Origin of the sequence: Shewanella holmiensis (assembly GCF_025370255.1) — a bacterium.
GTDB lineage: Bacteria > Pseudomonadota > Gammaproteobacteria > Enterobacterales > Shewanellaceae > Shewanella > Shewanella holmiensis.
In genome coordinates this window covers 40330-63859 of the sequence record NZ_JAMTCD010000021.1, presented here as the reverse complement: position 1 = coordinate 63859, position 23530 = coordinate 40330, and the positions used below count along the sequence as shown (strand labels likewise).

Genomic DNA, 23530 nt, shown 5'->3' with positions numbered 1-23530 from the left:
GAGTTTGCAGGTACAGCTCTAGCAGCAACACTTTCCCTTAAAAAAACAGTTTCGTTTGAAGACTCTGACTTTAAACAAAAAGCTTCGTCAGTTTTATATGGTGTAAAAACAACTAAGTCAGGCTCTAATAAAGCATTCCTTACAACAGCAACACGATAGAATTTTATATGCAGTTTAAGATTTTGGTATTCATTCGGTGTTAAGCCAAAATGAATAGCATTACCACGGTGTCCCTTGACCTCTATCAAAAGCTTATGCTGATCATTTGAAGCTTCTAAATCCCAGCCAACATTATCCGCTTCAACAGATCTGACTTCATACCCTTTACCTTCATAGTATCGAATCGTTTTATCAACGGCGGCCTTCTCTATCAGCGTGATGATATCCTTTGGTAAAGGCTTTGGGGAAGGTCCTCTTTTACCGTTGTTAGAGTCGTAGCGTTTGATATATGCCCTTAAATCATCAACTAAATTTTTGGATTCGACAGAATCTGCGTACCAAACATTTGATTGCCCAGGAAAGCCTTTTCCTTTAGGTATAATAAAATTACGCTCGCTTTTCTTAAGTAAGGTTGCATTCTTTTCACTGCACTCACTCACATAATCAATATACTCCCAATCATCGACTGATTTACCACCACGTCTCTGACGATATTGTTTATGGAAAATCGTAGCGTTTTTAAACCAGCCAACCACTACCTGACCACCACTTGGGTTCTTTGAGATAAAAACTATATCAACATTATTTATCTCATCATCTTTCTGGTATTTACTCTCGTTCAAACCAATTCGGTCTAAGTTTAAACCAGAAAAATTTCTTGTCATTACATACCCAAAACAGCGACCACCTTCAGGACGAAAATTCCACATTTCCCCGCCGACACCATGAGTTTCCACATGTGAACCACCACCTTCAATAGTGTCTACACCATCGTATTTGTCCATCCATCCAATACGGAACAAAATCATCTTCTTCATTGCGAATATATTTCCTTAAAACTCTTAACGCCAAGCACAACGGCGGAATAATTTGGCGGGGTTTTTTGCGTTTCTTTGCAAAAACCGCGACAGATTATGGAGTCCGTTGGTGCTTTTTGTTATACCTTGTTTTTTAATACTTGAGCTCCGAAGTAGAAACCGATTATTACTGTTAGACCATTAGAAAGAATGTCTGGAATCGGTATCTGTTTTATAGCTAAGTACCCAATGGCCAGTGTTAAAATCATTGCAATACTGCCAGAAACACCAAATATTTCAGCTAACTCTTTAAGATTATTTTTTTTCTGGCGCTTTGATATGTCATGAAGGAACTCATGTTGGAACCGATAATGGTGTGAATTTTTACCGTCATAGTAGATATAATTCTCTAACACTAAATCTGGTTGACCCTCTCGCTCTACTTTGAATTGAACCGTCACCAAGTTGCCATCAAAAAAATCTTCGAAAACGTGCTGTACATTGAAGTCTTTTGCACTGTTATTTCGCTCTTGTACAACTTTCAGAGCATTTTCCTCAATTTCTTTTTTCATCCTATGACCCCTGAAATGGTATAACGCCTCAAACACTGGCGCGTAGGTTGACGCTGTTTTTGCTGCTTTTGGTTTTTAGAAAAAACCGTGGCAGCCGTTATGCGTCCAGTGATTTGACTTGTTAGCCCGATGTTGCAACAGTTGCAATTACACCGACTACTCCAATCAAACAAGCCAGTCCGGCAAAGAAAGTTGCAGAATGATACCGAAATAAGTATTTAATCTTACATGAATACTTAAGCGAAAATTCATAGCCCTTGGGAGTGAAATGATAAATCACTTTGTCATGGGTAACCAACAATTCATTTTTAACAAAACCATTAAAAACACTTCTCAGGGCAGTTGTACTTGTTTCATTCAAGGCATGCTTATCTTTAATTTGATCTATTAAAGTAGTTAATTGCGATTCAAATTCTGGAAATAAAATATGGGGCGTAAAAGGATAGCTGTTAATTGCGCTAGCATCACCATGTCTCTCATTATATTTACTATATAAATGTTTCAATATTGGCTTGGCATGATCTTCGCAAACATTCACTGAATTTTGTTCTTTACTCAACTGAGACTCCTTGAGACCGTGGGCTAACGCCCAAATTTAGCGCGGAAAGCCGCGCAGCGGGTTGACGTCGCAGCCAGCGCTTTTTGCTGGCGATAAAATTTGTTTGTTATGTGCCATTATTTGCGATCTGCTGGATGGTTTACACCATCGTTGGTCGGTACATTTGGTATTTTCAATGGGTTAACTCCCTCAAGGCAAGCAACATTAAAACCATACTGCTTTGGATTTGACCTGCGTTGATGGTGAGTATAAATACCGCAGTTACTACAAAAATAATGCTTGGCTGTCTTTGTATTAAACTGGTAAAGCTTTAATAAGCTCTCACCTTTTATAATTTTTATATCAGACAAAGGAATTGAAGCCGCTATTGCTCCACGCCTCCGGCAAAGTGAACAATCACAGCGACGTAATTCAACCAAACCATCCGGTAAATCAAGCTCAAACTCAACAGAACCACAATGGCAGGTCGCTTTGTGTTTAGCTTTGATCGGAACGCCATCAACTTCTTTCAAATTTAAAGCCATACTTTGTTCCTTGCGAGCACATAACGCCACCATCAGCCGCGGAGCAATGTGGCCCGTTTTTGCAGTTTCTTTTGCAAAAAAAGGGCGACGTTGCGGAGTCGGTTGGATGGTTTTGTTATGTGCTTAACTCTAACATCATGATGCTCACCGGCAAACGGTGCTTACCTTCATGTAGAAACTTGAACCCATGCCTCTCGTAAAGCCCAACATTATGGCTCTCGCACTGAAGGTACAGACTTGAAACACCAAATTGCGCCGCATACTCAATACCTTGGCCTATCAAGACACTTGAGATACCTTGCCCTCGGTGAGACGGCTTCACATATATCCCACCTAGCCAATGCTCATAATCGGGATAATGTCGATTTTCATGCAACTTCACTTCTACAACACCGATTAGCTCTTGGTCATTATGCGCGACTACAGTTAAAGGTATCTTGTCACGATTGCCCGCCTTAGATACTTTGTCCTGAATAAACTCGACAGTGATATCTGGTACATTACTTAACCACTCGTCAAAATACCATTGAGCAATGACTTTTGACGCTTCAGGCTTATCTGCTAACAACGATATTTCCATATTTCCTCGACGACAATGCTAAAGTTTGGTTGCACATAACGCCCCAAGCAGGGGATTTTATGAGCGCTTTTCAGCGAGTAAAATTCCCGCTGACTTGGCTTGTTATACCCTTGCACTATTCTGAATACTTCCTAATGACCGACACCTTGCCGTCTTCTATTTCTAATACTTCCATAGTGTCGTAACTCTGATGCATCATTTCTTTAGTTTGGGGATGAATACCACTGCTTTTGGTTGAGTAAGTGATAACAACAACATTATAGGCTGGGACAACTTGAAAAAGTTCGGCTGAATAGTCTGTATGGGAGCCGAGATAATATGACATACCATTTCGCATGCTGTCTTTTCCGTCCGATAAGCGCGAATCATCTGGATCGTAAGGTAGGTGTTGGTGCCCTATATCATCTTTTAAAAACGACAAATAATGTTCTATGTCCTTTTTAGTCGCATTTGGTGCTTGGGTAGCTTTCCATGCTGTAAAGTACGATTTTCCAAATTCTGTTAAATCAATTTCACCTGCACTAAGTGATAGAGAAATCGAAAGGGATAACAAAAATAAATACAGTCTTTTCAAAATAACCTCCTATGTTAATTTGGGTATAACAGCTTATTGAACGGCGCATCATTCAATGTCGGCCATTCAAGTTATTGATTAATAACATCCTAAATTTGCTATCTTATTGATGTAAAGCACTTTTTATTTCAAAAATCGCAAAACAAAGCGTGCAAAATGTTTTTCAATATTATTTTTCGACTTGCTTGCTGAAAAAACATTAAAAAATTAACATCTTATAAAACCATCACTTCAATAACATCTACTACTTATGAATGATTTTTGACCTTATATTTCGTCAATTTGCCGAAAATCATTACAACTGTATAAATGTACAGGTATAAATGAAAGCGGGCGAATTTATCAAACATAGAAATTTGTGGGGTTGAGTAAACATTAAAAAGGGAGTCGAGCGGTTCAAGTTATTGAATGGCTTCTTCTTCCCTAAATGGCGTGCTCGATGATTATGTTCGAGATTACCCAACTCTGTCCTTAATTTTTTATAATTTAACCTATTTTATATTTTAAATTCAATATTTTACTTTGATTTTTGTTGATTAAGTCACAGTAGGCCATAACGGTAATCCAAACAATTGCCTGCCCTGGGCTGACCAGTAGCTGATATTTTGTCTTTTCGATTATGGACGAAGCAGATTACAGATGAGGTTAAGAGCAGGATCGATCCCCATCGAAAATTATGCGCTTCTCAGCATTTTTCGTCTGTGGCGCTGAGGGTTTCCAAAGGCTTCTTTTGTAAAAAAGCGTGCGTTTTGCCCCTTTGGTCTGGTGTGGGCGAAGCGCCACGACGTTAGTGGCCTTAGGCCATATTCCAAGCAAACGTTGGGACAAAAACCAAGCTAGCTTTAAAATCAAAACTTATCTCAAATGAAGCTAAATCGAAGATATAAATTGTACTAGCTCAGACTTGATCTGACCACGACATTCCGTTCATCCTGAACACCCATGCTGCAGGCAATTGATTACTATCCATATCATTATGTTGGACTCAATATCATTCCCTTTCATTTTCCCTAGCTAAATAAAAACGTCATGTTGCAGAGATCCTATCTTGTTGAAATTGACTTGGCAGTTTTTATCATAAAATAAAAAACGCTGAACAATGTCAGCGTTTTGGGGGTTGGTATCTAAGCTAAATATTTATCTTAGAAGGTTATAGCTTTTCAAAATCATTGACGTTGATAGCCGCTAAACGCTTCTTATCAGCTTCTAATAATTGTTGATATTCTGCATCAGTAATAATGTCTTTTTCTAATGCTACTTCGAATAATTCAAGCATAGGTAATTTTGATTTAATATGACCACTGCGCTGTGCTTTTTTCAGTTTCTTATACAAATCTCTTGCTTCATATTTTGCAAGGAATGCATCTTCTACTTCTGCTATGCCACCAGTGTCACCCTCAAACTCACTACACAAAAAGGTAATGCGGTCACGTGCAGGACTTGGCTTCAGCATAGCTTTTACTAATTCAACTGCCGCTTTATCGCTTGGGGCGGTAAAGTGATTACCTAATGGGAAAATTAACACTTTTAGTAATACACCCGCTATTTTGCTTGGGAAATTACGAATCGCATCTTCTAACGCTTTAGCTGCTAAGTGAAGACGTTCAGTCATCACATAATGCACACTCGGTAAATCATCGTGCTGGCGGCCATTGTCTTCATAGAATTTCAATGTTGCAGATGCTAGGTACAATTGACTGAGTACATCGCCCATTCTCGCTGAAATCATTTCTTTACGTTTAAGATCGCCGCCCATGATTAACATCGATAAGTCAGTCATAATCGCCAATGAAGACGAAATGCGATTCATATCACGATAGTACTTTTGGGTTGGCCCACTTACAGGTGATGATGAAAAACGACTGCCAGTTAATGCATTTGCAAAAGCGCTAAGCGCATTACGAGTTGCATAACCAATATGGCCTAATAATAACTGGTCAAAACGATCGACTGCAGCCGTTTCATCTTCCATACCCGCCGCTTCCATTTCAGCAAGCACGTATGGATGACAACGGGTTGCCCCTTGACCAAAAATCATCAACGATCGCGTTAAAATGTTTGCACCTTCAACGGTAATTGAAATTGGGTTAGCCATAAAAGCATGACCCAAATAGTTTTTAGGCCCTAACTGGATCCCTTTACCTGATTGAATATCCATCGCATCTTCTAACACATCACGACCTAACTCTGTCATGTGGTATTTAGCAATAGCGGTGACGACTGAAGGCTTGACGTTGGCATCAATACCCGTTGTTGTTAGACGACGCGCGGCTTCTAACTGATAGGTATTGGCAATAATACGCGCTAACGCTTCTTGAACACCTTCAAAGTTTCCAATTGGCATACCAAATTGCTGACGTACATAACTGTAGGCCGTAGTGGTTTTGGTGGTAACGTGACCTGATGCTGTTGCAAGTGCAGGTAATGAAATACCACGTCCCGCTGATAGGCACTCAACTAACATTCTCCAACCTTTACCCGCATATTGTGGACCACCAATGATCCAATCTAATGGGATAAACACATCTTTACCGCTTGTTGTACCATTCATAAACGCCATCATTAATGGGTTATGACGACGACCGATTTCAACACCTACGTGATCGGTTGGGATCAACGCACAGGTAATACCAAGGTTTTTCTTATCGCCCAATAGCTTATCTGGATCGCGCATTTGGAACGCTAAACCCAGTACGGTAGCGACCGGAGCTAAGGTGATGTAACGTTTGTTCCAGGTTAAGCTAATACCTAAGGTTTCTTCGCCTTCAAACTCTTGACGGCAGACAACACCAATATCAGGAATTGCGCCAGCATCACTGCCTGCTTCAGGCCCTGTTAACGCAAAACACGGTAGTTCTTTACCAACAGCTAAAGAAGGTAACCAGCGATCTTTTTGCTCTTGGGTACCATAGTGAGTCAATAACTCACCAGGCCCTAACGAATTAGGCACCATTACTGTTACTGCGGCACTAACACTGCGAGTGGCAATTGTGGCAACAATAGTCGAGTTAGCATAAGCAGAAAACTCGCGGCCACCGTACTTTTTAGGAATAATTAACGCAAAGAAACCTTCTTTCTTAAAGTATTCCCATAGCTCTGGTGGAAGATCTTTGCGGTTATGAACGATATCAAAATCATCGATCATCGTTAACGCTGTTTGCACCTGATTGTCTAAGAAGCTCTGTTCTTCTGGCGTTAATGTCGGTTTTGCGTAACCATGAAGTTTATTCCAGTCAGGCTTACCACGGAACAACTCACCTTCCCACCATACATCCCCTGCTTCCATCGCCTCTTTTTCAGTACTTGATAGTGGCGGCAGCACTTTTTTGAAAAATGTAAATGCGGGACGCGTGATAACCTGCATCCTGACACTGCGCACACCAAAGAGTACAGCAACGGCAATGATTAGTAATATAAGAATACTCATTTTTAACCTTCTTAAGTTTTACTCGTTAGATGTAACTGGCACAGCAACACCTGCTGCCATGTAGGGGATTACTTTTCGGATAATGGCTTCAGTATTATTATGTTCACCATAATCTGAAGCGGCAATTTCATTTAATGCATCAGCTGACGCCATAGTGAATACAATGGTGCCTAGGGTGAAATGCAAACGCCAAAACATTTCAGCCGGTGGAATATGAGGCGCACTTGCTGATACTGCTTGTACAAATGTCGTTAAGTGTTGGCCATAATGCGTGGTGATAAACCAGCGTAAGTGACCTTGGCTTTCGATATAGCCACGACCTAACAATTGTAAAAATATAATCGTGCCGCCATTTCGAACTTTGTTAAGTTCTAATAGTGGTTTAATCAAAGCTGAAAATATTTCATTCAACGATGCATGCTCTGGTGCTAAATGTAGTCTTTTTATTTCACTGGCAGCCGTTGGCATAAACACATCTAGGTAACGTGCTAACACTGCCCGTATTAATTCTTTTTTCGAGCCAAAATGATAATTAACCGATGCTAAGTTCACTTCTGCTTTACTGGTGATTAAACGCAAAGACGTTTCTGAAAATCCTCGCTCTGCAAACAGTTTTTCTGCTGCGTCTAGAATTCTTGTTTTCGTATCAGTACGACCTGCCATCCTCTAACTCACTCTCAATTTAAACACCCGTTTAAATTAATCATTGAGCGAACAGATGTCAATTTAAATTTAGCTTATTTATTTAGCAAAAAATCCACAAACACCCACATAAAGCTAACGGTTTTAACTTGTATGCAATATGCAAAGTTTTTAGGTACACTATAGGACTAATAACAATAAGGAAAAATAAAATGAATTTGCCTTTAAAACGACCGTCTAAAACTGCATTACTTGTTGCAATGGTATTGGGAACTGCTGCCTGTAGTGAAAGTGATAATGTTAGCCAAAGTAATGCTGCGCCAACTAAAGCTGTTTCTCAACAAACCAACACAATTGATGCTAGTTCAGCGATTGCATTTATTAATCAAGCTGAGGCCGATTTAGCCCAACTATCAATAGAAGCAAATCGTGCTGAGTGGATATATTCCAATTTCATTACTGAAGACACTGCAGCCCTCTCTGCAGCTATGGGTGAAAAGGTTATCTCTACATCCGTTCGCTTTGCTACTGAAGCCGCGAAATATGCCAATGTGGAGCTAGATCCCATTAACGCGCGTAAGCTGAACAGTTTACGTAGCAGCTTAGTGTTACCCGCCCCATTAGATCCGCTAAAAAATGCTGAACTGGCTAAAATCAGTTCTGAACTTAACGGCCTATATGGAAAAGGCAAATATTGTTTTGCCGATGGTAAATGTTTAACCCAACCAGAATTATCTAATCTAATGGCTGAATCAAACGATCCGGCTGTACTATTAGAAGCATGGCAAGGCTGGCGTGACATCGCTAAGCCAATGCGACCATTATTTGAGCGTGAAGTAGAATTAGCCAATGAAGGTGCCCGCGATCTAGGTTATCAGGATTTGTCTGAATTATGGCGTAGTCAATATGATATGAAACCCGAAGATTTTTCTGCTGAATTAGACCGCCTTTGGGGACAAATTAAGCCGCTATATGATTCCCTGCACTGTTATGTACGTGGTGAATTAAATGAAAAGTACGGTGATGAGGTCGCCCCTAAAACAGGCCCTATTCCTGCACACTTGCTAGGGAATATGTGGGCACAGCAATGGGGCACAATCTACAATTCCGTTGCCCCTGACAATGCTGACCCAGGTTATAATGTCACCGCCCTTCTGGCTAAAAACAATTATGATGAAGTCAAAATGGTAAAACAGGCTGAAGGTTTCTTTACTTCACTGGGTTTTGACAAGTTACCTGATTCATTTTGGTCTCGTTCGATGTTTGTTCAGCCGCAAGATCGTGATGTTGTTTGTCATGCTTCTGCTTGGGATTTGGATAACCTCGATGATATTCGTATTAAAATGTGTATCCAAAAAACATCTGAAGATTTTACCGTCATCCATCATGAACTAGGACATAATTTTTATCAGCGCGCTTATAAAGAGCAACCGTTTATCTTTAAAAACTCTGCCAATGATGGTTTCCATGAAGCCATTGGAGACACGATAGCGCTTTCTATCACGCCAAAATATCTGCAACAAATAGGCTTGCTCGACACAGTACCTGACGCCGATAAAGATATTGGTTTATTGCTTAAGCAAGCATTAGATAAAATTGCCTTTATGCCATTTGGGTTAATGATTGATCAATGGCGTTGGCAGGTTTTTAACGGCACGATAAAACCAGAACAGTACAACCAAGCATGGTGGCAATTACGTGAAAAATATCAAGGCGTAAAAGCACCAATTGCGCGCACCGAAATGGATTTTGATCCCGGGGCTAAATATCACGTCCCAGGGAATGTGCCTTATACCCGTTACTTCCTTGCGCACGTATTACAGTTCCAGTTCCATAAAGCATTATGTGATATCGCTGGCGATACTGGACCAGTTCACCGCTGTAGTATTTATGGTAATAAAGAAGCTGGCGCGAAATTAAATGAAATGCTGGAAATGGGTGCAAGTCAGCCATGGCCAGAAGCATTAAATGTCGTTACCGGAACCAAGCAAATGGATGCGAAAGCGGTACTCGATTATTTTGCGCCGTTACAAGTGTGGTTGGATGAACAAAATACACAAGCGAGCCGTCAATGCGGTTGGTAAACAACAGATATTAATCTAAGCCTATTCGTTGTATTAGTGCTTTGTTGATTATTAAATCAAAACGCCAAAATCATTTGGCGTTTTGATTTACCTAAAACCACCACCCTTTCTGTTTAGCTCACTGTTTTCTATTCTGTGTTGTGATGATTTTTTGAGTAGAACAAATAAAGCTCCTGTGCCGCCTTGTTCACGTGTTGCACTATGATAAGCAGCTACCTTATCAATAACCGACAACCAGTGACAAACAGCACTCTTCATTAAGCCAGGATACGGCTTACTGTGATATCCCTTACCGTGAATCACTAAAATATTTCGCTCGCCACGTGCTATTGCCGAAAATATGCAATTAACTAAACTGCTCCTTGCTTGTGGTAAGCTGTATTCATGCACATCTAAAATCGTTTTAATGTCATACTTTCCCTGTCTGAGCCTCTTGTAGACTTCGTCTTGCATACCATCATGTTTCTCACTGACCACGACATCGGGCGATACAGTAGGAAACTCGAAAGGTACAATAGGTAGCATGGCTAATAGCTCGTGTTCATTTAACGCAGCTTGTTTAGCTAACTGCCCTAATGTTGGCGAAAGCTGCACGGTAAATACATCCGATTGTGTTTTTTGGCTTGCTTTTAGCGGCTTAACATCTGCCATCTCTTGAAAAAATAAACTGTTGTCATCTAGTCGTTCCACAATGACCTCCTACACAATTTGTAATGATTATGTTCTATTGCGATGCGGCATAATAATTTATAGTACACGCCATGTTGTGGTTCAGATCAACCGGATGAGAAAATCGCTTTAATGAATTTTTTTAAACTGTCATTTATCCCCGTATTACTTGGCTTGCTAATTGTTGCAAGTGTTTCTCCTTGCTATGGCAATACTCAAGTGGATAACGATAAACTCAATCAAAACTACCAGTTTATTGCTCAAGGATTTGAAAAGCTGAACATGGATATTGTTAATAATATTTATGTTGATGATGCTGTGTATATTTCTGAAACACAAGACAAAGGCATTGTTTTCGGGCGTGAAAAAATTATTTATTTATATCAGAAATTCTTCAATAAAATCCGCCATAAACAAGCCAAAATTGAAATCGATTTTAGAGTCGTTATGAGACAGTTTTCTGATAATCAATCAACTGATGTTGGTTATTATTTGGTAAAATTTCACCCTGGTGACGATTCAGGCGAACCGGTAAGTGAGTTTGCTGGTAAGTTTGTGACTGTCTCAACACGAACGTCAAAAGGCGAATGGAAAATTAGCGTTGATTCTAACACCCGCTCTAAACCAGAGTTTTATTATAGCGCCAAGCCTATGCCAAATTGGTATTATGGCCGCCAATTTATACAACACAGCACACCACAGCCATAATGAAAACATTTGCCGAAATCCACCCCTGCCCATGTAACAGTCAGCTAGCTTATAAAGAGTGTTGCCAGGGATTTCATACAAACGCCGAACAAGCCGAAAGTGCTGAGCAATTAATGCGATCACGCTATTGTGCCTTTGTGGTTAATGCATTTGATTATCTCATTAAAACTCACCATCAGACTTATCTCAACGGCTTAACGGCTGCGCAATTAGCATTAGGTAACACCCAGTGGTTAGGCTTGGCCGTGTTAGAGCATGGCTTAATTGATAGTCATCACGTTGATTTTGTAACAGATTTAGAAAGCAGCCTGCAAGCCTTTGTTACTTTTAAAGCATGGTATAAACACGGTAAAAGTGTCGATGCAATTTTTGAACGCTCTCATTTTGTGCAACAAAATGGTCAATGGTTTTACACCCAAGGGGTTCAAATGGAAGCGGCTTTGCCCAAACGCAATGATGCTTGTGTTTGTCATAGCGGTAAAAAGTTTAAGCTGTGTTGTGGTAAATAACTACACCACAAAGTCTCTATCTAGTACATATGACCAACAATTCACTGCAAAAACAATCTGAAAGTTCAACAGATCCAAGTAGTCTAGTCAAAAATACTCCAATAAAAAATACAACGTTTTTAGCCGTTCACTTTACGTAGTATTTATTTGCCATTTCAGCCACTTGTAAAAGCAGAGTTTATCTTGCACTTAACTCAAAGTGTTGCGACAGGGACAATCAAATAAAAACGCACTGTTAAACACTAGCAAGCATCTAGGTTTAACAGTGCAAACGCCATCACTTAAGACTAAACAACTAAGCTAGGCAAGTGCTGAATAATCAGCTTTAGTTTTGATTTTAATTTTTAAAGCGTTGCTAACATGCTTTCGCCAACGGCTTAAGCTACGTGTGCAACCGCCTCTTTGACTAAGCGCCCAATTTCATCCCATTGACCATCAGCAATCATTTGAGGTGGCAGCATCCAAGTGCCACCACAAGCTAACACTGCTGGTATAGCAAGATATTGATCTACGTTTGCTAAACTCACGCCACCTGTAGGCATAAAGCTAACTGGGTACACTGCAGATAATGCTTTTAACATGCTAATGCCACCTGATGGCTCAGCAGGGAAAAACTTCACTGTAGTTAAGCCCATCTCTAAGGCTTGCTCAACTAAACTAGGGCTATTGATCCCAGGAATAATTGGAAAGTCTTTATCTAGGCAGTACTGTACGACTTTTGGGTTAAAACCAGGGCTAACAATAAAATCAACACCGGCATCAATGGCTTCATCAACCTGAGCTGGGGTTAAAATAGTACCCGCACCAATTAGCATGTCCGGAAAAGCTTGACGCATATTACGAATAGCTTGCGCTGCACATGGCGTTCTAAAAGTTACTTCCGCGCAGTTCATACCATTTTCAACTAATGCGCGTCCCAATGGAATCGCATCATCAGCGTTATCAATAGCAATCACTGGAATTACTTTTAGTTGAGCTAATTTTTCATTTAAGGTTGTCACAATTGTTCTCACTATTTAAAAAAGATCTGATGATAGAACCACCGAGCAATACAGTTACATCGCAGGCATGGCTTGCTTTGCGATAATCGCGCCAGCATGCTGAATCACTGTACCCGCTAGTTTATGACCTGCGATTGCCGCCTCTTCTGTGTTGCCACCCGTTAAACGTTTAGCTAAATAGCCTGCACTAAAGGAGTCACCAGCGGCGGTAGTATCAACCACTTTGTCAACTTTAGTGGCAGCAACGCTGATACGCGTTTCACCGGTCACTACTAGACAAGGCTCACTGCCTAACTTAATTACGATTTCAGCAACACCTAAATCTTGGCTGCGAGCAATACATTGCTCAACGTCAGTATCACCGTAAAGGGCTTGTTCATCTTCAAAGGTCAAACAAGCAATGTCAGTCATCGCCATCATCACTTGATAGTTTTCTAAGGCTTGTTGCTTGTGCTGCCATAGCTGTGGACGATAATTATTATCAAAAATAACCTTACCGCCCGCTTGCTTAAACTGCTTGAGCACACTAAATAAGGCCACGCGGCTTTCATCAGTTAAAATGGCTAATGAAATACCACTTAAATAGATGTAGTCGTAACCCAATAATGACTCAGCTAAAGCATCACTATCAGGTTGTTCAAAAAGGTATTTAGCTGCAGCATCATTGCGCCAGTAATAAAATGAGCGCTCACCTACATCGTCGGTTTCAATGTAATACAACCCAGGCTGTTTACCTTGGACATGAATAATATCGTCAGTGTGGATCCCTTCTGCTTGCCACTGCGACTTCATTTGCAAACTAAACGGATCTTGACCTAAAGCGGTAATGTAATAAGTCGATAAATTCGCATCCTGAGTAAGGCGCGCTAGATACAAAGCGGTATTTAACGTGTCGCCACCAAAGCTTTGTGCCAGCAAATCATTTACAGGTCGTAACTCGACCATACATTCGCCAATTATCGCAATTTTTTGTTTTTTCATAATCCAAAGCCCGTTTTAGGTCAGTATTACTTTAAAAAATCTTCTCTTGATGGTGAAAATACGTCTAATAAAATATTTTCATCGTCTAATGCAATCGCACCGTGTTCGAAGTGCTTACGAGCAATATAGGCATCACCAGCTTTTAAAATTTGCTTTTCACCATTGATTTGCGCTTCAAAACGACCTTTAGCAACATAGCCAATTTGATCATGGATTTCGTGGGTATGTGGTTTGCCTTCTGCACCCTTTTCAAAGCTTAAGTGCACCATCATTAGGTCATCGGTAAAACCAACAATTTTACGTTTGATGCCTTGGTCAACTTGTTCCCATTCGTGGTCATCGGCCTTAAAAAATACGTTCATTTTATTTCTCCACTACAGTGTTAAGTATTGCTTGTCATCAATATTGCTTTATCATAATGCTTATAATCAATTTGTAATACAATATGTTTTTATTTGTGTGAAGTATATCAACTAATCTTTTATCCGTCCAAAGTAGCAGTAATAATGACTACACAGCTGATATACCTCGCTGAGAATTAATCAGCCTGAATGTGATCTGCTTCATTTTTCTGGTAGGATTATATACAATCATTACGCATATTGTATTACTTTATACTCAATACATTACATTCATGACTGTTAAAAGGTGAACATACCTATGGCAACGCAACCAATATTGCTAACTGAAGCCGAAATCGAACAACTGAGTCAAGAAGTCGGCCGCACCAGCTTGATGGGTAAAACCATCGCCGCCAATCAGAAAGACGTCGACGCATTCATGCAACTACCTATTGATATTCCGGGCCATGGTGAAGCGGGCGGTTACGAACATAACCGTCATAAGCAAAATTACACCTATATGAATTTAGCGGGTAGATTATTTCTTATTACTAAGCAGCAAAAATATGCTGATTGGGTGATTGAAGTATTAGAGCAATACGCTGATAAATATCTTACTTTCGATTTTCATGTTCAAAAAAACACCAACCCAACTGGGCGTTTATTTCATCAAATTTTGAATGAGCATTGTTGGTTGTTCTACACCAGCCTTGCGTACTCTTGTGTTGCTTCGCAAATGAGCGAAGCTCAACAGCAACGCGTTATCAGTCGTATTTTTGAGCCAATGCTAGAGATGTTCACAGTTAAGTATGCTCATGACTTTGACCGCATTCATAACCATGGTATCTGGGCTGTTGCAGCGGTAGGTATTTGTGGTTTAGCCGTAGGCAAGCGTGAATACTTAGAAATGTCAGTTTATGGTATTGACCGTAACGACACTGGCGGCTTCCTTGCGCAAATTTCACAATTGTTTGCGCCATCAGGCTACTACATGGAAGGGCCTTATTATCACCGATATGCTATTCGCCCAACATGTGTATTTGCTGAAGTGCTTCACCGCCATATGCCTGAAGTGAATATCTACCAATATAAAGACGGTGTGATTGGCAATACAGTCCAAGCACTACTTTCAACTGCCTATCCAAATGGTGAGTTCCCTGCGCTTAATGATGCATCACGCACCATGGGTATTACCGACATGGGCGTACAAGTTGCTGTTAGCGTTTACAGCAAACATTACGGGTTAGATGACAACTTGTTAGGCATGGCTAAAATTCAAGATGCGGTATGGATGCACCCTTGTGGTCTTGCTTTGTCACAAGCTTATGAGGCCGCCACTCAAGATAGAGAAATCGGCATGCCATTTTGGCCAAGCGTTGAGTTAAACGAAGGCCCAGAAGGTAATAATGGCGCGCAAGGTTTTATCCGTATGCAGGATAAAAAGCACGATGTTTTCCAGTTAGTGATGAACTACGGTCAACATGGTATGGGCCACGGTAACTTTGACACCCTAGGTATTACTTACTTTAACCGTGGTCAAGAAGTGTTACGTGAATATGGCTTTGGTCGTTGGGTAAACGTAGAGCCAAAATTTGGTGGCCGTTACTTAGACGAGAACAAAAGTTATGCACGTCAAACTATCGCCCATAACATGGTCACAATTGACCAAACGTGTCAAAACTACTTTGATGTAGCGCGCGCCGACAGTGTTCACGGTTTACCACACTTCTTTAAAGTAGAAGATGACAATATTAAGGGTATGAGTGCGTTTGCCAACGACCATTACGATGGTTTTAACATGCAACGTAGCGTATTTATGCTTAACATTGAGCAGCTAGAAGCGCCATTGTTACTGGACTTATATCGCTTAGATGGTGAAGGCGAGCATCAATATGATTACGCTCACCAATATGACGGTCAAATTGTACGCACTAACTTTGATTACACCACCCATAAAGAGCTCGACACCTTAGGTGACAAAGATGGCTACCAACATTTATGGCGTGTAGCAGATGGTGACGTAAGCGGCACTGCGCTAGTGAGCTGGTTACAAAACAACACCTACTATACTTGGTTAGGTACCAGTTCAAACAACAATGGTCAGGTTATTTTCACCCGCACCGGCGCTAACGACCCAAGCTTTAACCTTCGTAGCGAGCCTGCATTTATCCTTCGTAGCAAAGGCGCTAGCACCTTATTTGCATCGGTAGTTGAAACCCACGGTTACTTTAACGAAGAGTTTGAGCAATCAGTGAGTGCACGCGGTCAAGTCACAAATATTAAGGTGATTGGACATAATGCAATGGCCTCTGTTGTAGAAATTGAAACAGCTAATAGCGTGACAACTGTGATGATCAGCAATCAAGCTGATGCGACCGACACTACCGAACATCATTTAGATATCGACGGCCAAACTTATTCTTGGACAGGTTTTTATGCTGTTTCAAGTCGCGCTGTTGCCCAGGAGAAGTAATCATGAGCTATCAACCATTATTAATCAGCTTTGATGAAGCCGCCCAACTTCGTAAAGAGTTAGGTAAAAATACACTACTAGGCAATGCACTAAGTCGTGATATTGAACAAACTGACGCTTACATGGCTGAAGTAGGTATCGAAGTACCAGGCCATGGTGAAGGAGGTGGTTACGAGCATAACCGCCATAAGCAAAACTATATTCATATGGATTTAGCCGGTCGTTTGTTCTTAATTACCGAGCAAACCAAATATCGTGATTATATTGTTGATATGCTAACCGCCTATGCAACGGTATATCCAACTCTTGAAAGCAATGTTAGTAAAGACTCAAACCCACCGGGTAAACTGTTTCACCAAACGTTGAACGAAAACATGTGGATGCTATATGCTTCATGCGCATACAGCTGTATTTACCACACCTTAAGCGATGATCAAAAACGCTTAATTGAAGATGATTTGCTAAAGCAAATGATTGAAATGTTTGTGGTTACCTACGCACATGACTTTGACATTGTTCACAACCACGGTTTATGGGCTGTTGCCGCTGTGGGTATTTGTGGCTACGCAATCAATGACCAAGAGTCAGTCGACAAAGCGTTATATGGCCTCAAATTAGACAAAGTCAGCGGCGGCTTTTTAGCGCAGCTTGACCAACTGTTTTCGCCAGACGGCTATTACATGGAAGGACCTTACTATCACCGTTTCTCATTGCGTCCAATCTACTTGTTTGCCGAAGCTATTGAGCGTCGTCAACCAGAAATTGGCATTTACGCATTTAACGACTCAGTGATTAAAACCACTTCATATGCCGTATTTAAAACCGCCTTCCCTGATGGCACGTTACCTGCGTTAAACGATTCATCGAAAACCATTTCGATCAACGATGAAGGCGTTATCATGGCAACCTCAGTTTGCTTCCATCGTTACGAGCAAACTGAAGTATTATTGGGCATGGCTAACCACCAGCAAGATGTATGGGTTCACTCATCAGGTCAAACCTTGTCAAATGCAGTGGCTCAGGCAACAACCATTCCTGCATTTAACTGGGGTAGCTTATTTGTTACCGATGGTCCAGAAGGTGAAAAAGGCGGCGTTGGTATTTTACGTCACCGCGACGCACAAGATGATGACACTATGGCGCTAATTTGGTTTGGCCAACATGGTAGTGATCACCAATATCACTCAGCACTCGATCACGGCCACTATGACGGTTTACACCTAAGTGTGTTTAACCGTGGCCAAGAAGTACTGAACGATTACGGCTTTGGTCGCTGGGTAAACGTTGAGCCTAAATTTGGCGGACGTTACATCCCTGAAAACAAATCATACTGCAAGCAAACCGTTGCTCATAATACAGTGACCGTTGATCAAAAGACCCAAAATAACTTTGATACCGCAACCGCAGAATCTAAGTTTGGTCAGAAGCACTTTTTTGTTGCAGATAACCCAGCAATGCAAGGCATGAGCGCCATCATCAAAGATTACTACGATGGCATCAGCATGCAACGTAGCGTGATTTTGGCTGACATTGCTGAGTTTGAAAAACCATTAGTGATTGATGTGTATAACATCACTGCAGACAACGAACATCAATATGACTTACCAGTACATTATTCTGGCCAAATCATTCGTACCAACTTTGATTACACCGTTGAGTCAAAACTGCGTCCACTAGGTGAAGATAATGGTTATCAGCATTTATGGAATGTCGGTTCAGCCAAGGTTGAGTCAAGTTCATTAGTCACTTGGTTACAAGGCAACAGCTACTACAGCTTAGTCACAAGTGCGGTTGAAGACAGCCAAGTGATTTTTGCCCGTACTGGCGCCAATGATCCTGACTTTAACCTACGCAGCGAACCTGCGTTCATTTTCCGTCAATCAGGTAAAAACCATGTATTTGCCTCAGTGCTGGAAACCCATGGCTACTTTAACGAATCAACCGAAGCATCATTAAATGCCCGCGGTTTAGTTAAATCAGTTAACGTGATGGGACATGATGAAATCGGCACCGTTATTCGTATTGAGACCATCAAAGGTAACGATTACTACTTTGCTATTTCAAACCAAGCTGAAGCACAGCAAAACCAAGAACACACAGTGAAGTTTGACTCTCACTACTACACTTGGACAGGTGCATTTGCTCAGGTTGAACAGTCAGAAGTTGACCCAACGTCGAAGTAATTACGAGATTGCATCAAGGTATAATGCTGTTAGCTAAAGCCTTGATGATTAAATGAAAAAATGGGAAGCATTAGCTTCCCATTTTTGTTTCACAATCGCTAACCTCAAGTGAATTTACTCGAACAGGCTAAGCATTACTCTGGTTAAGCCTTCACAGGTTCAATTTTAGGTATTAACACCCAAATAGCGACGATGGCAATAACCGCTAATGATGCACCAATCACAAAGGCGGGGGTGTAGTTACCATTTGCGGTTAAATAAGGCACCAATGCCGTTAACCCTAACGCGCCAAATTTTGCTGCCATACCCGATAATCCTGCTAAGGTACCCACCGCCTTGTTACCAAACAAATCACTTGGTAAGGTTTGCACATTACCAATAGCCGTTTGAAAACCGAATAAAATCACCGCCATAATCAGCACAGCTATCGTCGGAGCTCCTGGGTTAGCCATAGCTAATAGTGCAGGCAGCATAATCAAACAGCCTAAGGTAATGGTCAATTTACGGGTTTTATTAATATCCCAGCCGGCTTTTATTCTATTTTGAGCCAATAACCCGCCAAACCAAGCGCCTAGCATTGCGCCAACATAGGGCACCCAACCATATATGCCAATAGATTTTACATCCATGCCATACACTTCATTAAGGTAAATGGGGATCCAAAATACAAATAACCACCAAATAGGGTCAATGGCGGCAGAGGCAATAATCACTCCCCAACTTTGCTTATGCGATAACAACTGCATCGTTGTCGGGTTGTATTCTTGCTCATCATTAGCACTGCATGATTCTGTTTGACGCTGGCCAGTTAGAATGTACTCACGCTCTTGATCCGTAATCCAAGGATGATATTTAGGCGGTGCTTTAACCAAAATAACCCAAGGAATTAGCCATAACAAACCAACTAAACCAATGACAACAAACACCATAGGCCAATTGAAAAATACCGTCATATAGGCAATCATTGGAATCGAAATAATGCCACCAATAGCCGCACCAGAATTAAAAATCCCCTGAGCTAACGCACGCTCTTTAGTGGGAAACCAATCAGCATTACTTTTAGCTGCACCGGGCCAGTTACCTGCCTCAGCTACCCCTAAAATTGCGCGAAAAATACTAAAGCTCAGCATGCCCTGTGCAAAAGCATGGGCAGCAGTAACGAGTGACCACACACCAATTGACAATACAAACCCTAGGCGAGTACCAACCCAATCAAATATCTTACCGAAAATGGCTTGACCAAAAGCATAAGATAAAATGAACACAATCGAGATATTGGCGTAAATTTGCTTTCGCTCTAGTGCAGATTTATCTGGAAATATATCTTCTACAATATCAGGCCAAAGCACACTAAGCGCTGATCGATCGATGTAGTTAATCACGGTCGCAACCGCAATTAAAAAAATAACCCACCAGCGAAGATTGGTTATTTTCATTTGCTTTCCTCAATAAAATCCTCTCTGGCAGGGCTGAAAGTATCAATTAGAATACCGCCGGTTGGGCAAGTAGCACCATGGTCAGTATGTGGCGGTATAAAACAACTATCTCCAGGCTTTAATATTTGGGTTACTCCATCAATATTAAAATGAAATTCGCCCTCAACCACATAAGATACTTGCGAATGACGATGGGCATGGTTATAACCAATGGCGCCTTTTTCAAACCAAATTTTAACCGCCATTAACTCGTGGTTATATCCCAATTGCTGGCGTTTTAATCCGCCACCAATATCTTCAATTGGATTTGTCTCAGCAAATGAAAAGTGTTCGCTTTGGCCAATATCTTTACTCATGATTGTCTCTCCTACCGATGATGTTAATTATGATTTTAGTTTGCCTTTGACATGAATATCGCCATTTGGCCAACAAAGGAATACGATTGATTTAAATACGAAAATTTCTGGTTAGCTGTAGCCGATTGCGCTGTTTGGTTAAAAGCCACTAACTGCTGTAACCCATTTTGATAATGCAAACTAACCCAGCGAACTTGGTTATCAACTCCGGTGTTAATGTCGATTAGCTGTGCATCTGCGCCTTGAGTGGTTTCATCGGTGGGATTGTATTGCCCATGACGAACAAGCACATTGATAAATTGATGATTTTGCTTATTGGTTACTCGCTGAATAAAGGCAGATTCTGGGCGTAAATCCATCAGCGGATCATGTGCACCTAAACGGGTAAATAATCGTTGTTCACCTTGAACAGGTACACTGTAGTGACTATAAAAATGGCCATTATCATTTAGCCAAGTCACTCGCGATAAGGCATTTTTATCATCTAATGTGGCCTTTGCTGTAAGCCATAAATGCTGATAGCCATTCTGTTCGCCAAGTGGGACTAAGGCAGCTGTGGCAGTTTGCATTGGGGCATTGCTATCTATAAATTGCCCTTGATAATGTATCGGTAAATCGTATTGATGTGGTTTGGCTGCGGTTATATCCACCAAATCAATCACGACACTTTGCTGACGTTGTGTATCTTCGGCCAACATCACCAAGGTGCGATTAAAACTGACATCCTCATACGCACTATTAATACTGGCGCGGCTAATAGCCATCTCGTCATTAGCAGCAAAAAATTGAAGCTTTGGATGATGGCGTTCAGCGACTCGTCGGTTACCATTAAAGTGACTCGTTTCATCTACCACTAGGGTATTATGCGCAACCGTCTGCTTAGCCAAAGACTGATTTACCTTTAAATAACCACCGCCTTGTTTTGCTTCTACATTGACAAACCTTGCCGAACCATAGTCTGAGATAATTTCAGCACCTTGGTCATAAAACTGCCAGTGCAATTTATCAAAATGACCATGGCCCATACCCTGCGTAGTGGCTTTGAACACTAAAGCTTGTTCAGTTGAATTTGATGATTGATTAGGATTACGCATCACCACCAAGGCGCCTTTTTTACCGTCCATGCCATCACCGAATACTTTGTGGGTGAAGATAAAAGGTTGGGCTAGATTTTGTGCAATGGCTTGTTGAACCCGTAAACCATCACCGGTTAACAATGGACTATTTTGCTTAATCGCAATATCAAGTAATGCTGGATTTTGGTTAATGCTATAAGCAATTGCAACACCTTGCACTAACTCGGCAGTATTAATGCCCTTTTCTTTTATAGCATCATTTATCGGGAAAAATCGTCCCTGATAAGTCAGGTCTACAGCAACCTCAATGGCCTTAACAATCACACCACTTCGATAGTTAAAAATTTTACGCTGGGGTTCGTTTTGCTCAATGGCCTTGGCAAAAGTAATAAATGGCAACACAGCATAACGTTGATAATACGGGCCTTCACTGTAATAGCCTTGCGGCGAAAACAACTCATCTAACTGCCGTAAAAAACCGCCAGTGCCAGATAAGTCTAACCCTAATAAAGCTTGCTCAACCATGATCGGCTCATTAAGCACATAGCCTGTCATACCAACAGCGGCTGTTGACCATGTGCCATGATTATGAATTTTATTGAACTCTTTTGGTGATTGGTTTGATAAAAAATCAGCCATGGGTCTAAACACATTTTGCTCGATAAGATTTTTGTCATCATCACTGATGGCATCAAACACTAAATCGTATGCTTGAATAGAATACAATAACCATACCGCTTCATTTAAGCTTTGCCAGAATAGTTTACCGCCACTGTTTTTCTTCTTTTTTGGGTGAAAATCTAATGTAGGGTAAAGATCGGCATACTTTTTAAGCATATCTGCTACAAACACGGCATATTGTTGTTGTTGGCTAATTTGGTATAACACTGCTGCATCGTACATTAATTGATAATTACGCTTGTGTTGCTCATGGCTAGCGCCACCGCCACCATCCAAAGGTTGTGGAACAAGCAGCGCTTCTGTTGTCTGCAGCATTTGATCAACACGTGCTTTCTGCATAAAATACGCTTGTTTAAATGCATCATTTTGCTTAACAGCAATACGCATCTGTTCAACATCTTGATGATTTATGACCAGCGCTGGATGATTTTCAGTTGTCGTTGCGCCGAAGAGTCCAACGCTTACAAAACAACATATTAATAAAAGTGAAACTTTACCAAATGTTTTTTTCATATTTAAATTCAACTAGATAAACTCTATTTAAGGGTGGTAATAAAAATATGACAACTTGCATTTTTAAAGGTAAACAAATAAACGAGAGTTGATGGCACCCTTTATGACTAAAAATTAGCCCCTACTCTAAAAACCTACCAAGAATCATTTGCCACTATTGTGTAATTACCACGAGTCATTAATTTAGGCTTGTTTTACAAGTAAAGTATTTTTTAGTGATATTGATAAAGCATTGGTTACTTTAAACCTTGCTTAATAACCAAAATTACTTCCATTTCAGACTAAAAAAATTGAGTAGAGTGTACTCATTATTTTTTATGCCTGGTTGTGTATCTAGTATTTGTTGAGTAAAAGCTTGTACCGTTAATATGAATGCTGTGGTGGTCATAATTAAAACTGACGTTAGTTACCATCATTTACCATTCATTTTTAAGGCCCTTCTGAATGTGTTTAATTTCAAGATCCTACCCCCGAATTTCGATTAATTTTTGTTCCGCATGTTTTGAAGTACAAGTTTCAAAGCGTATTATAAATATTACGACATCTAACCAGCATAGAAACTAACCAGACACAGCAAAAATGTCAACCAAGATATATTACCAATTATCTACTACAATTGAAATATCTTGATGATTTGTGATAGATTTGTCTTAACAGCTTTAAGAGGTGTCACATGTTCTGTTAG

The 23530-nt window shown here is 40.7% G+C and carries 20 protein-coding genes; 5 read left to right on the top strand and 15 right to left on the bottom strand.

Annotated features, from left to right (window positions below; translation table 11 throughout):
- From NE535_RS14800 to psrA, 8 genes are all read right to left on the bottom strand, one after another.
- Nucleotides 1-977, bottom strand: a 977-nt coding sequence (locus tag NE535_RS14800; protein ID WP_261299385.1) for a protein NO VEIN domain-containing protein, incomplete at its 3' end; no start/stop codon positions are given.
- Nucleotides 978-1096: 119 nt separating this feature from the next.
- Nucleotides 1097-1528 carry a hypothetical protein gene (locus NE535_RS14795; protein ID WP_261299384.1) on the bottom strand — a complete coding sequence of 144 codons (432 nt, stop codon included), beginning with the start codon at nucleotides 1526-1528 and terminating at the stop codon, nucleotides 1097-1099.
- Nucleotides 1529-1649: 121 nt separating this feature from the next.
- Nucleotides 1650-2087, bottom strand: coding sequence for a hypothetical protein (locus NE535_RS14790; protein ID WP_261299383.1), 438 nt, complete (start codon nucleotides 2085-2087; stop codon nucleotides 1650-1652).
- 116 nt (nucleotides 2088-2203) lie between these two features.
- Nucleotides 2204-2611, bottom strand: coding sequence for a GFA family protein (locus tag NE535_RS14785; protein WP_261299382.1), 408 nt, complete (start codon nucleotides 2609-2611; stop codon nucleotides 2204-2206).
- 115 nt (nucleotides 2612-2726) lie between these two features.
- The gene (locus tag NE535_RS14780; protein ID WP_261299381.1) at nucleotides 2727-3191 is read right to left on the bottom strand and encodes a GNAT family N-acetyltransferase; all 465 of its coding nucleotides are present in this window, start codon (nucleotides 3189-3191) and stop codon (nucleotides 2727-2729) included.
- Nucleotides 3192-3306: 115 nt separating this feature from the next.
- Nucleotides 3307-3765 carry a nuclear transport factor 2-like protein gene (locus NE535_RS14775; protein ID WP_006086915.1) on the bottom strand — a complete coding sequence of 153 codons (459 nt, stop codon included), beginning with the start codon at nucleotides 3763-3765 and terminating at the stop codon, nucleotides 3307-3309.
- Between the two features lie 1150 nt (nucleotides 3766-4915).
- Complete coding sequence (locus tag NE535_RS14770; RefSeq protein WP_261299380.1) at nucleotides 4916-7192, bottom strand: acyl-CoA dehydrogenase; 2277 nt, start codon at nucleotides 7190-7192, stop codon at nucleotides 4916-4918.
- A gap of 18 nt (nucleotides 7193-7210) precedes the next feature.
- Nucleotides 7211-7855, bottom strand: coding sequence for a TetR family transcriptional repressor PsrA (gene psrA / locus NE535_RS14765; RefSeq protein ID WP_261299379.1), 645 nt, complete (start codon nucleotides 7853-7855; stop codon nucleotides 7211-7213).
- Between the two features lie 191 nt (nucleotides 7856-8046).
- Here psrA and NE535_RS14760 point away from each other — a divergent pair, with 191 nt between their 5' ends.
- On the top strand, nucleotides 8047-9918 hold the full coding sequence (locus NE535_RS14760) for a M2 family metallopeptidase (protein WP_261299378.1): 1872 nt from the start codon (nucleotides 8047-8049) through the stop codon (nucleotides 9916-9918).
- An 87-nt stretch (nucleotides 9919-10005) separates the two neighbouring features.
- Here the strand turns inward: NE535_RS14760 and smrA are convergent, their stop codons facing one another.
- Nucleotides 10006-10608, bottom strand: coding sequence for a DNA endonuclease SmrA (smrA, locus tag NE535_RS14755; protein WP_261299377.1), 603 nt, complete (start codon nucleotides 10606-10608; stop codon nucleotides 10006-10008).
- 111 nt (nucleotides 10609-10719) lie between these two features.
- Between smrA and NE535_RS14750 the strand changes: the two genes are divergently transcribed.
- A complete protein-coding gene (locus NE535_RS14750; RefSeq protein ID WP_261299376.1) occupies nucleotides 10720-11295 on the top strand; it encodes a DUF4440 domain-containing protein in 576 nt (191 codons plus the stop codon).
- The gene (locus tag NE535_RS14745; RefSeq protein ID WP_261299375.1) at nucleotides 11295-11804 is read left to right on the top strand and encodes a YchJ family protein; all 510 of its coding nucleotides are present in this window, start codon (nucleotides 11295-11297) and stop codon (nucleotides 11802-11804) included. Before NE535_RS14750 ends, NE535_RS14745 begins: the two co-directional genes overlap by 1 nt.
- Before the next feature lie 377 nt (nucleotides 11805-12181).
- On the opposite strand, the gene NE535_RS14740 is transcribed toward NE535_RS14745, so the two are convergent.
- The 3 genes from NE535_RS14740 to NE535_RS14730 are packed head-to-tail and all read right to left on the bottom strand — an operon-like array spanning nucleotide 12182 to nucleotide 14148.
- Nucleotides 12182-12805, bottom strand: a complete 624-nt coding sequence (locus tag NE535_RS14740; RefSeq protein WP_261299374.1) for a bifunctional 4-hydroxy-2-oxoglutarate aldolase/2-dehydro-3-deoxy-phosphogluconate aldolase — start codon at nucleotides 12803-12805, stop codon at nucleotides 12182-12184.
- Between the two features lie 54 nt (nucleotides 12806-12859).
- On the bottom strand, nucleotides 12860-13786 hold the full coding sequence (kdgK, locus tag NE535_RS14735) for a 2-dehydro-3-deoxygluconokinase (RefSeq protein ID WP_261299373.1): 927 nt from the start codon (nucleotides 13784-13786) through the stop codon (nucleotides 12860-12862).
- A gap of 26 nt (nucleotides 13787-13812) precedes the next feature.
- The gene (locus NE535_RS14730; RefSeq protein ID WP_261299372.1) at nucleotides 13813-14148 is read right to left on the bottom strand and encodes a cupin domain-containing protein; all 336 of its coding nucleotides are present in this window, start codon (nucleotides 14146-14148) and stop codon (nucleotides 13813-13815) included.
- Between the two features lie 298 nt (nucleotides 14149-14446).
- Between NE535_RS14730 and NE535_RS14725 the strand changes: the two genes are divergently transcribed.
- Together NE535_RS14725 and NE535_RS14720 are read left to right on the top strand one after the other, a co-directional pair.
- Complete coding sequence (locus NE535_RS14725) at nucleotides 14447-16600, top strand: heparinase II/III domain-containing protein (protein WP_261299371.1); 2154 nt, start codon at nucleotides 14447-14449, stop codon at nucleotides 16598-16600.
- A 2-nt stretch (nucleotides 16601-16602) separates the two neighbouring features.
- A complete protein-coding gene (locus NE535_RS14720) occupies nucleotides 16603-18783 on the top strand; it encodes a heparinase II/III domain-containing protein (RefSeq protein ID WP_261299370.1) in 2181 nt (726 codons plus the stop codon).
- Between the two features lie 143 nt (nucleotides 18784-18926).
- Here the strand turns inward: NE535_RS14720 and NE535_RS14715 are convergent, their stop codons facing one another.
- From NE535_RS14715 to NE535_RS14705, 3 genes are read right to left on the bottom strand one after another with little or no spacing between them, the layout of a single operon-like run.
- Complete coding sequence (locus tag NE535_RS14715) at nucleotides 18927-20219, bottom strand: MFS transporter (protein ID WP_261299369.1); 1293 nt, start codon at nucleotides 20217-20219, stop codon at nucleotides 18927-18929.
- Nucleotides 20216-20575, bottom strand: coding sequence for a cupin domain-containing protein (locus NE535_RS14710; protein ID WP_261299368.1), 360 nt, complete (start codon nucleotides 20573-20575; stop codon nucleotides 20216-20218). Before NE535_RS14710 ends, NE535_RS14715 begins: the two co-directional genes overlap by 4 nt.
- Nucleotides 20576-20610: 35 nt before the next feature.
- Nucleotides 20611-22845, bottom strand: coding sequence for a heparinase II/III domain-containing protein (locus tag NE535_RS14705; protein WP_261299367.1), 2235 nt, complete (start codon nucleotides 22843-22845; stop codon nucleotides 20611-20613).
- Nucleotides 22846-23530 lie beyond the last annotated feature (685 nt).

What these genes read in the sequence shown, in the direction of transcription:
- NE535_RS14745 (WP_261299375.1), top strand. Translation starts at nt 11,295, where the DNA reads ATGAAAACATTTGCCGAAATCCACCCCTGCCCATGTAACAGTCAGCTA.
- NE535_RS14725 (WP_261299371.1), top strand. Translation starts at nt 14,447, where the DNA reads ATGGCAACGCAACCAATATTGCTAACTGAAGCCGAAATCGAACAACTG.
- NE535_RS14770 (WP_261299380.1), bottom strand. Translation starts at nt 7,192, where the DNA reads ATGAGTATTCTTATATTACTAATCATTGCCGTTGCTGTACTCTTTGGT.
- psrA (WP_261299379.1), bottom strand. Translation starts at nt 7,855, where the DNA reads ATGGCAGGTCGTACTGATACGAAAACAAGAATTCTAGACGCAGCAGAA.
- NE535_RS14750 (WP_261299376.1), top strand. Translation starts at nt 10,720, where the DNA reads ATGAATTTTTTTAAACTGTCATTTATCCCCGTATTACTTGGCTTGCTA.
- NE535_RS14710 (WP_261299368.1), bottom strand. Translation starts at nt 20,575, where the DNA reads ATGAGTAAAGATATTGGCCAAAGCGAACACTTTTCATTTGCTGAGACA.
- NE535_RS14760 (WP_261299378.1), top strand. Translation starts at nt 8,047, where the DNA reads ATGAATTTGCCTTTAAAACGACCGTCTAAAACTGCATTACTTGTTGCA.
- NE535_RS14705 (WP_261299367.1), bottom strand. Translation starts at nt 22,845, where the DNA reads ATGAAAAAAACATTTGGTAAAGTTTCACTTTTATTAATATGTTGTTTT.
- NE535_RS14715 (WP_261299369.1), bottom strand. Translation starts at nt 20,219, where the DNA reads ATGAAAATAACCAATCTTCGCTGGTGGGTTATTTTTTTAATTGCGGTT.
- NE535_RS14795 (WP_261299384.1), bottom strand. Translation starts at nt 1,528, where the DNA reads ATGAAAAAAGAAATTGAGGAAAATGCTCTGAAAGTTGTACAAGAGCGA.
- NE535_RS14785 (WP_261299382.1), bottom strand. Translation starts at nt 2,611, where the DNA reads ATGGCTTTAAATTTGAAAGAAGTTGATGGCGTTCCGATCAAAGCTAAA.
- NE535_RS14780 (WP_261299381.1), bottom strand. Translation starts at nt 3,191, where the DNA reads ATGGAAATATCGTTGTTAGCAGATAAGCCTGAAGCGTCAAAAGTCATT.
- NE535_RS14720 (WP_261299370.1), top strand. Translation starts at nt 16,603, where the DNA reads ATGAGCTATCAACCATTATTAATCAGCTTTGATGAAGCCGCCCAACTT.
- NE535_RS14730 (WP_261299372.1), bottom strand. Translation starts at nt 14,148, where the DNA reads ATGAACGTATTTTTTAAGGCCGATGACCACGAATGGGAACAAGTTGAC.
- kdgK (WP_261299373.1), bottom strand. Translation starts at nt 13,786, where the DNA reads ATGAAAAAACAAAAAATTGCGATAATTGGCGAATGTATGGTCGAGTTA.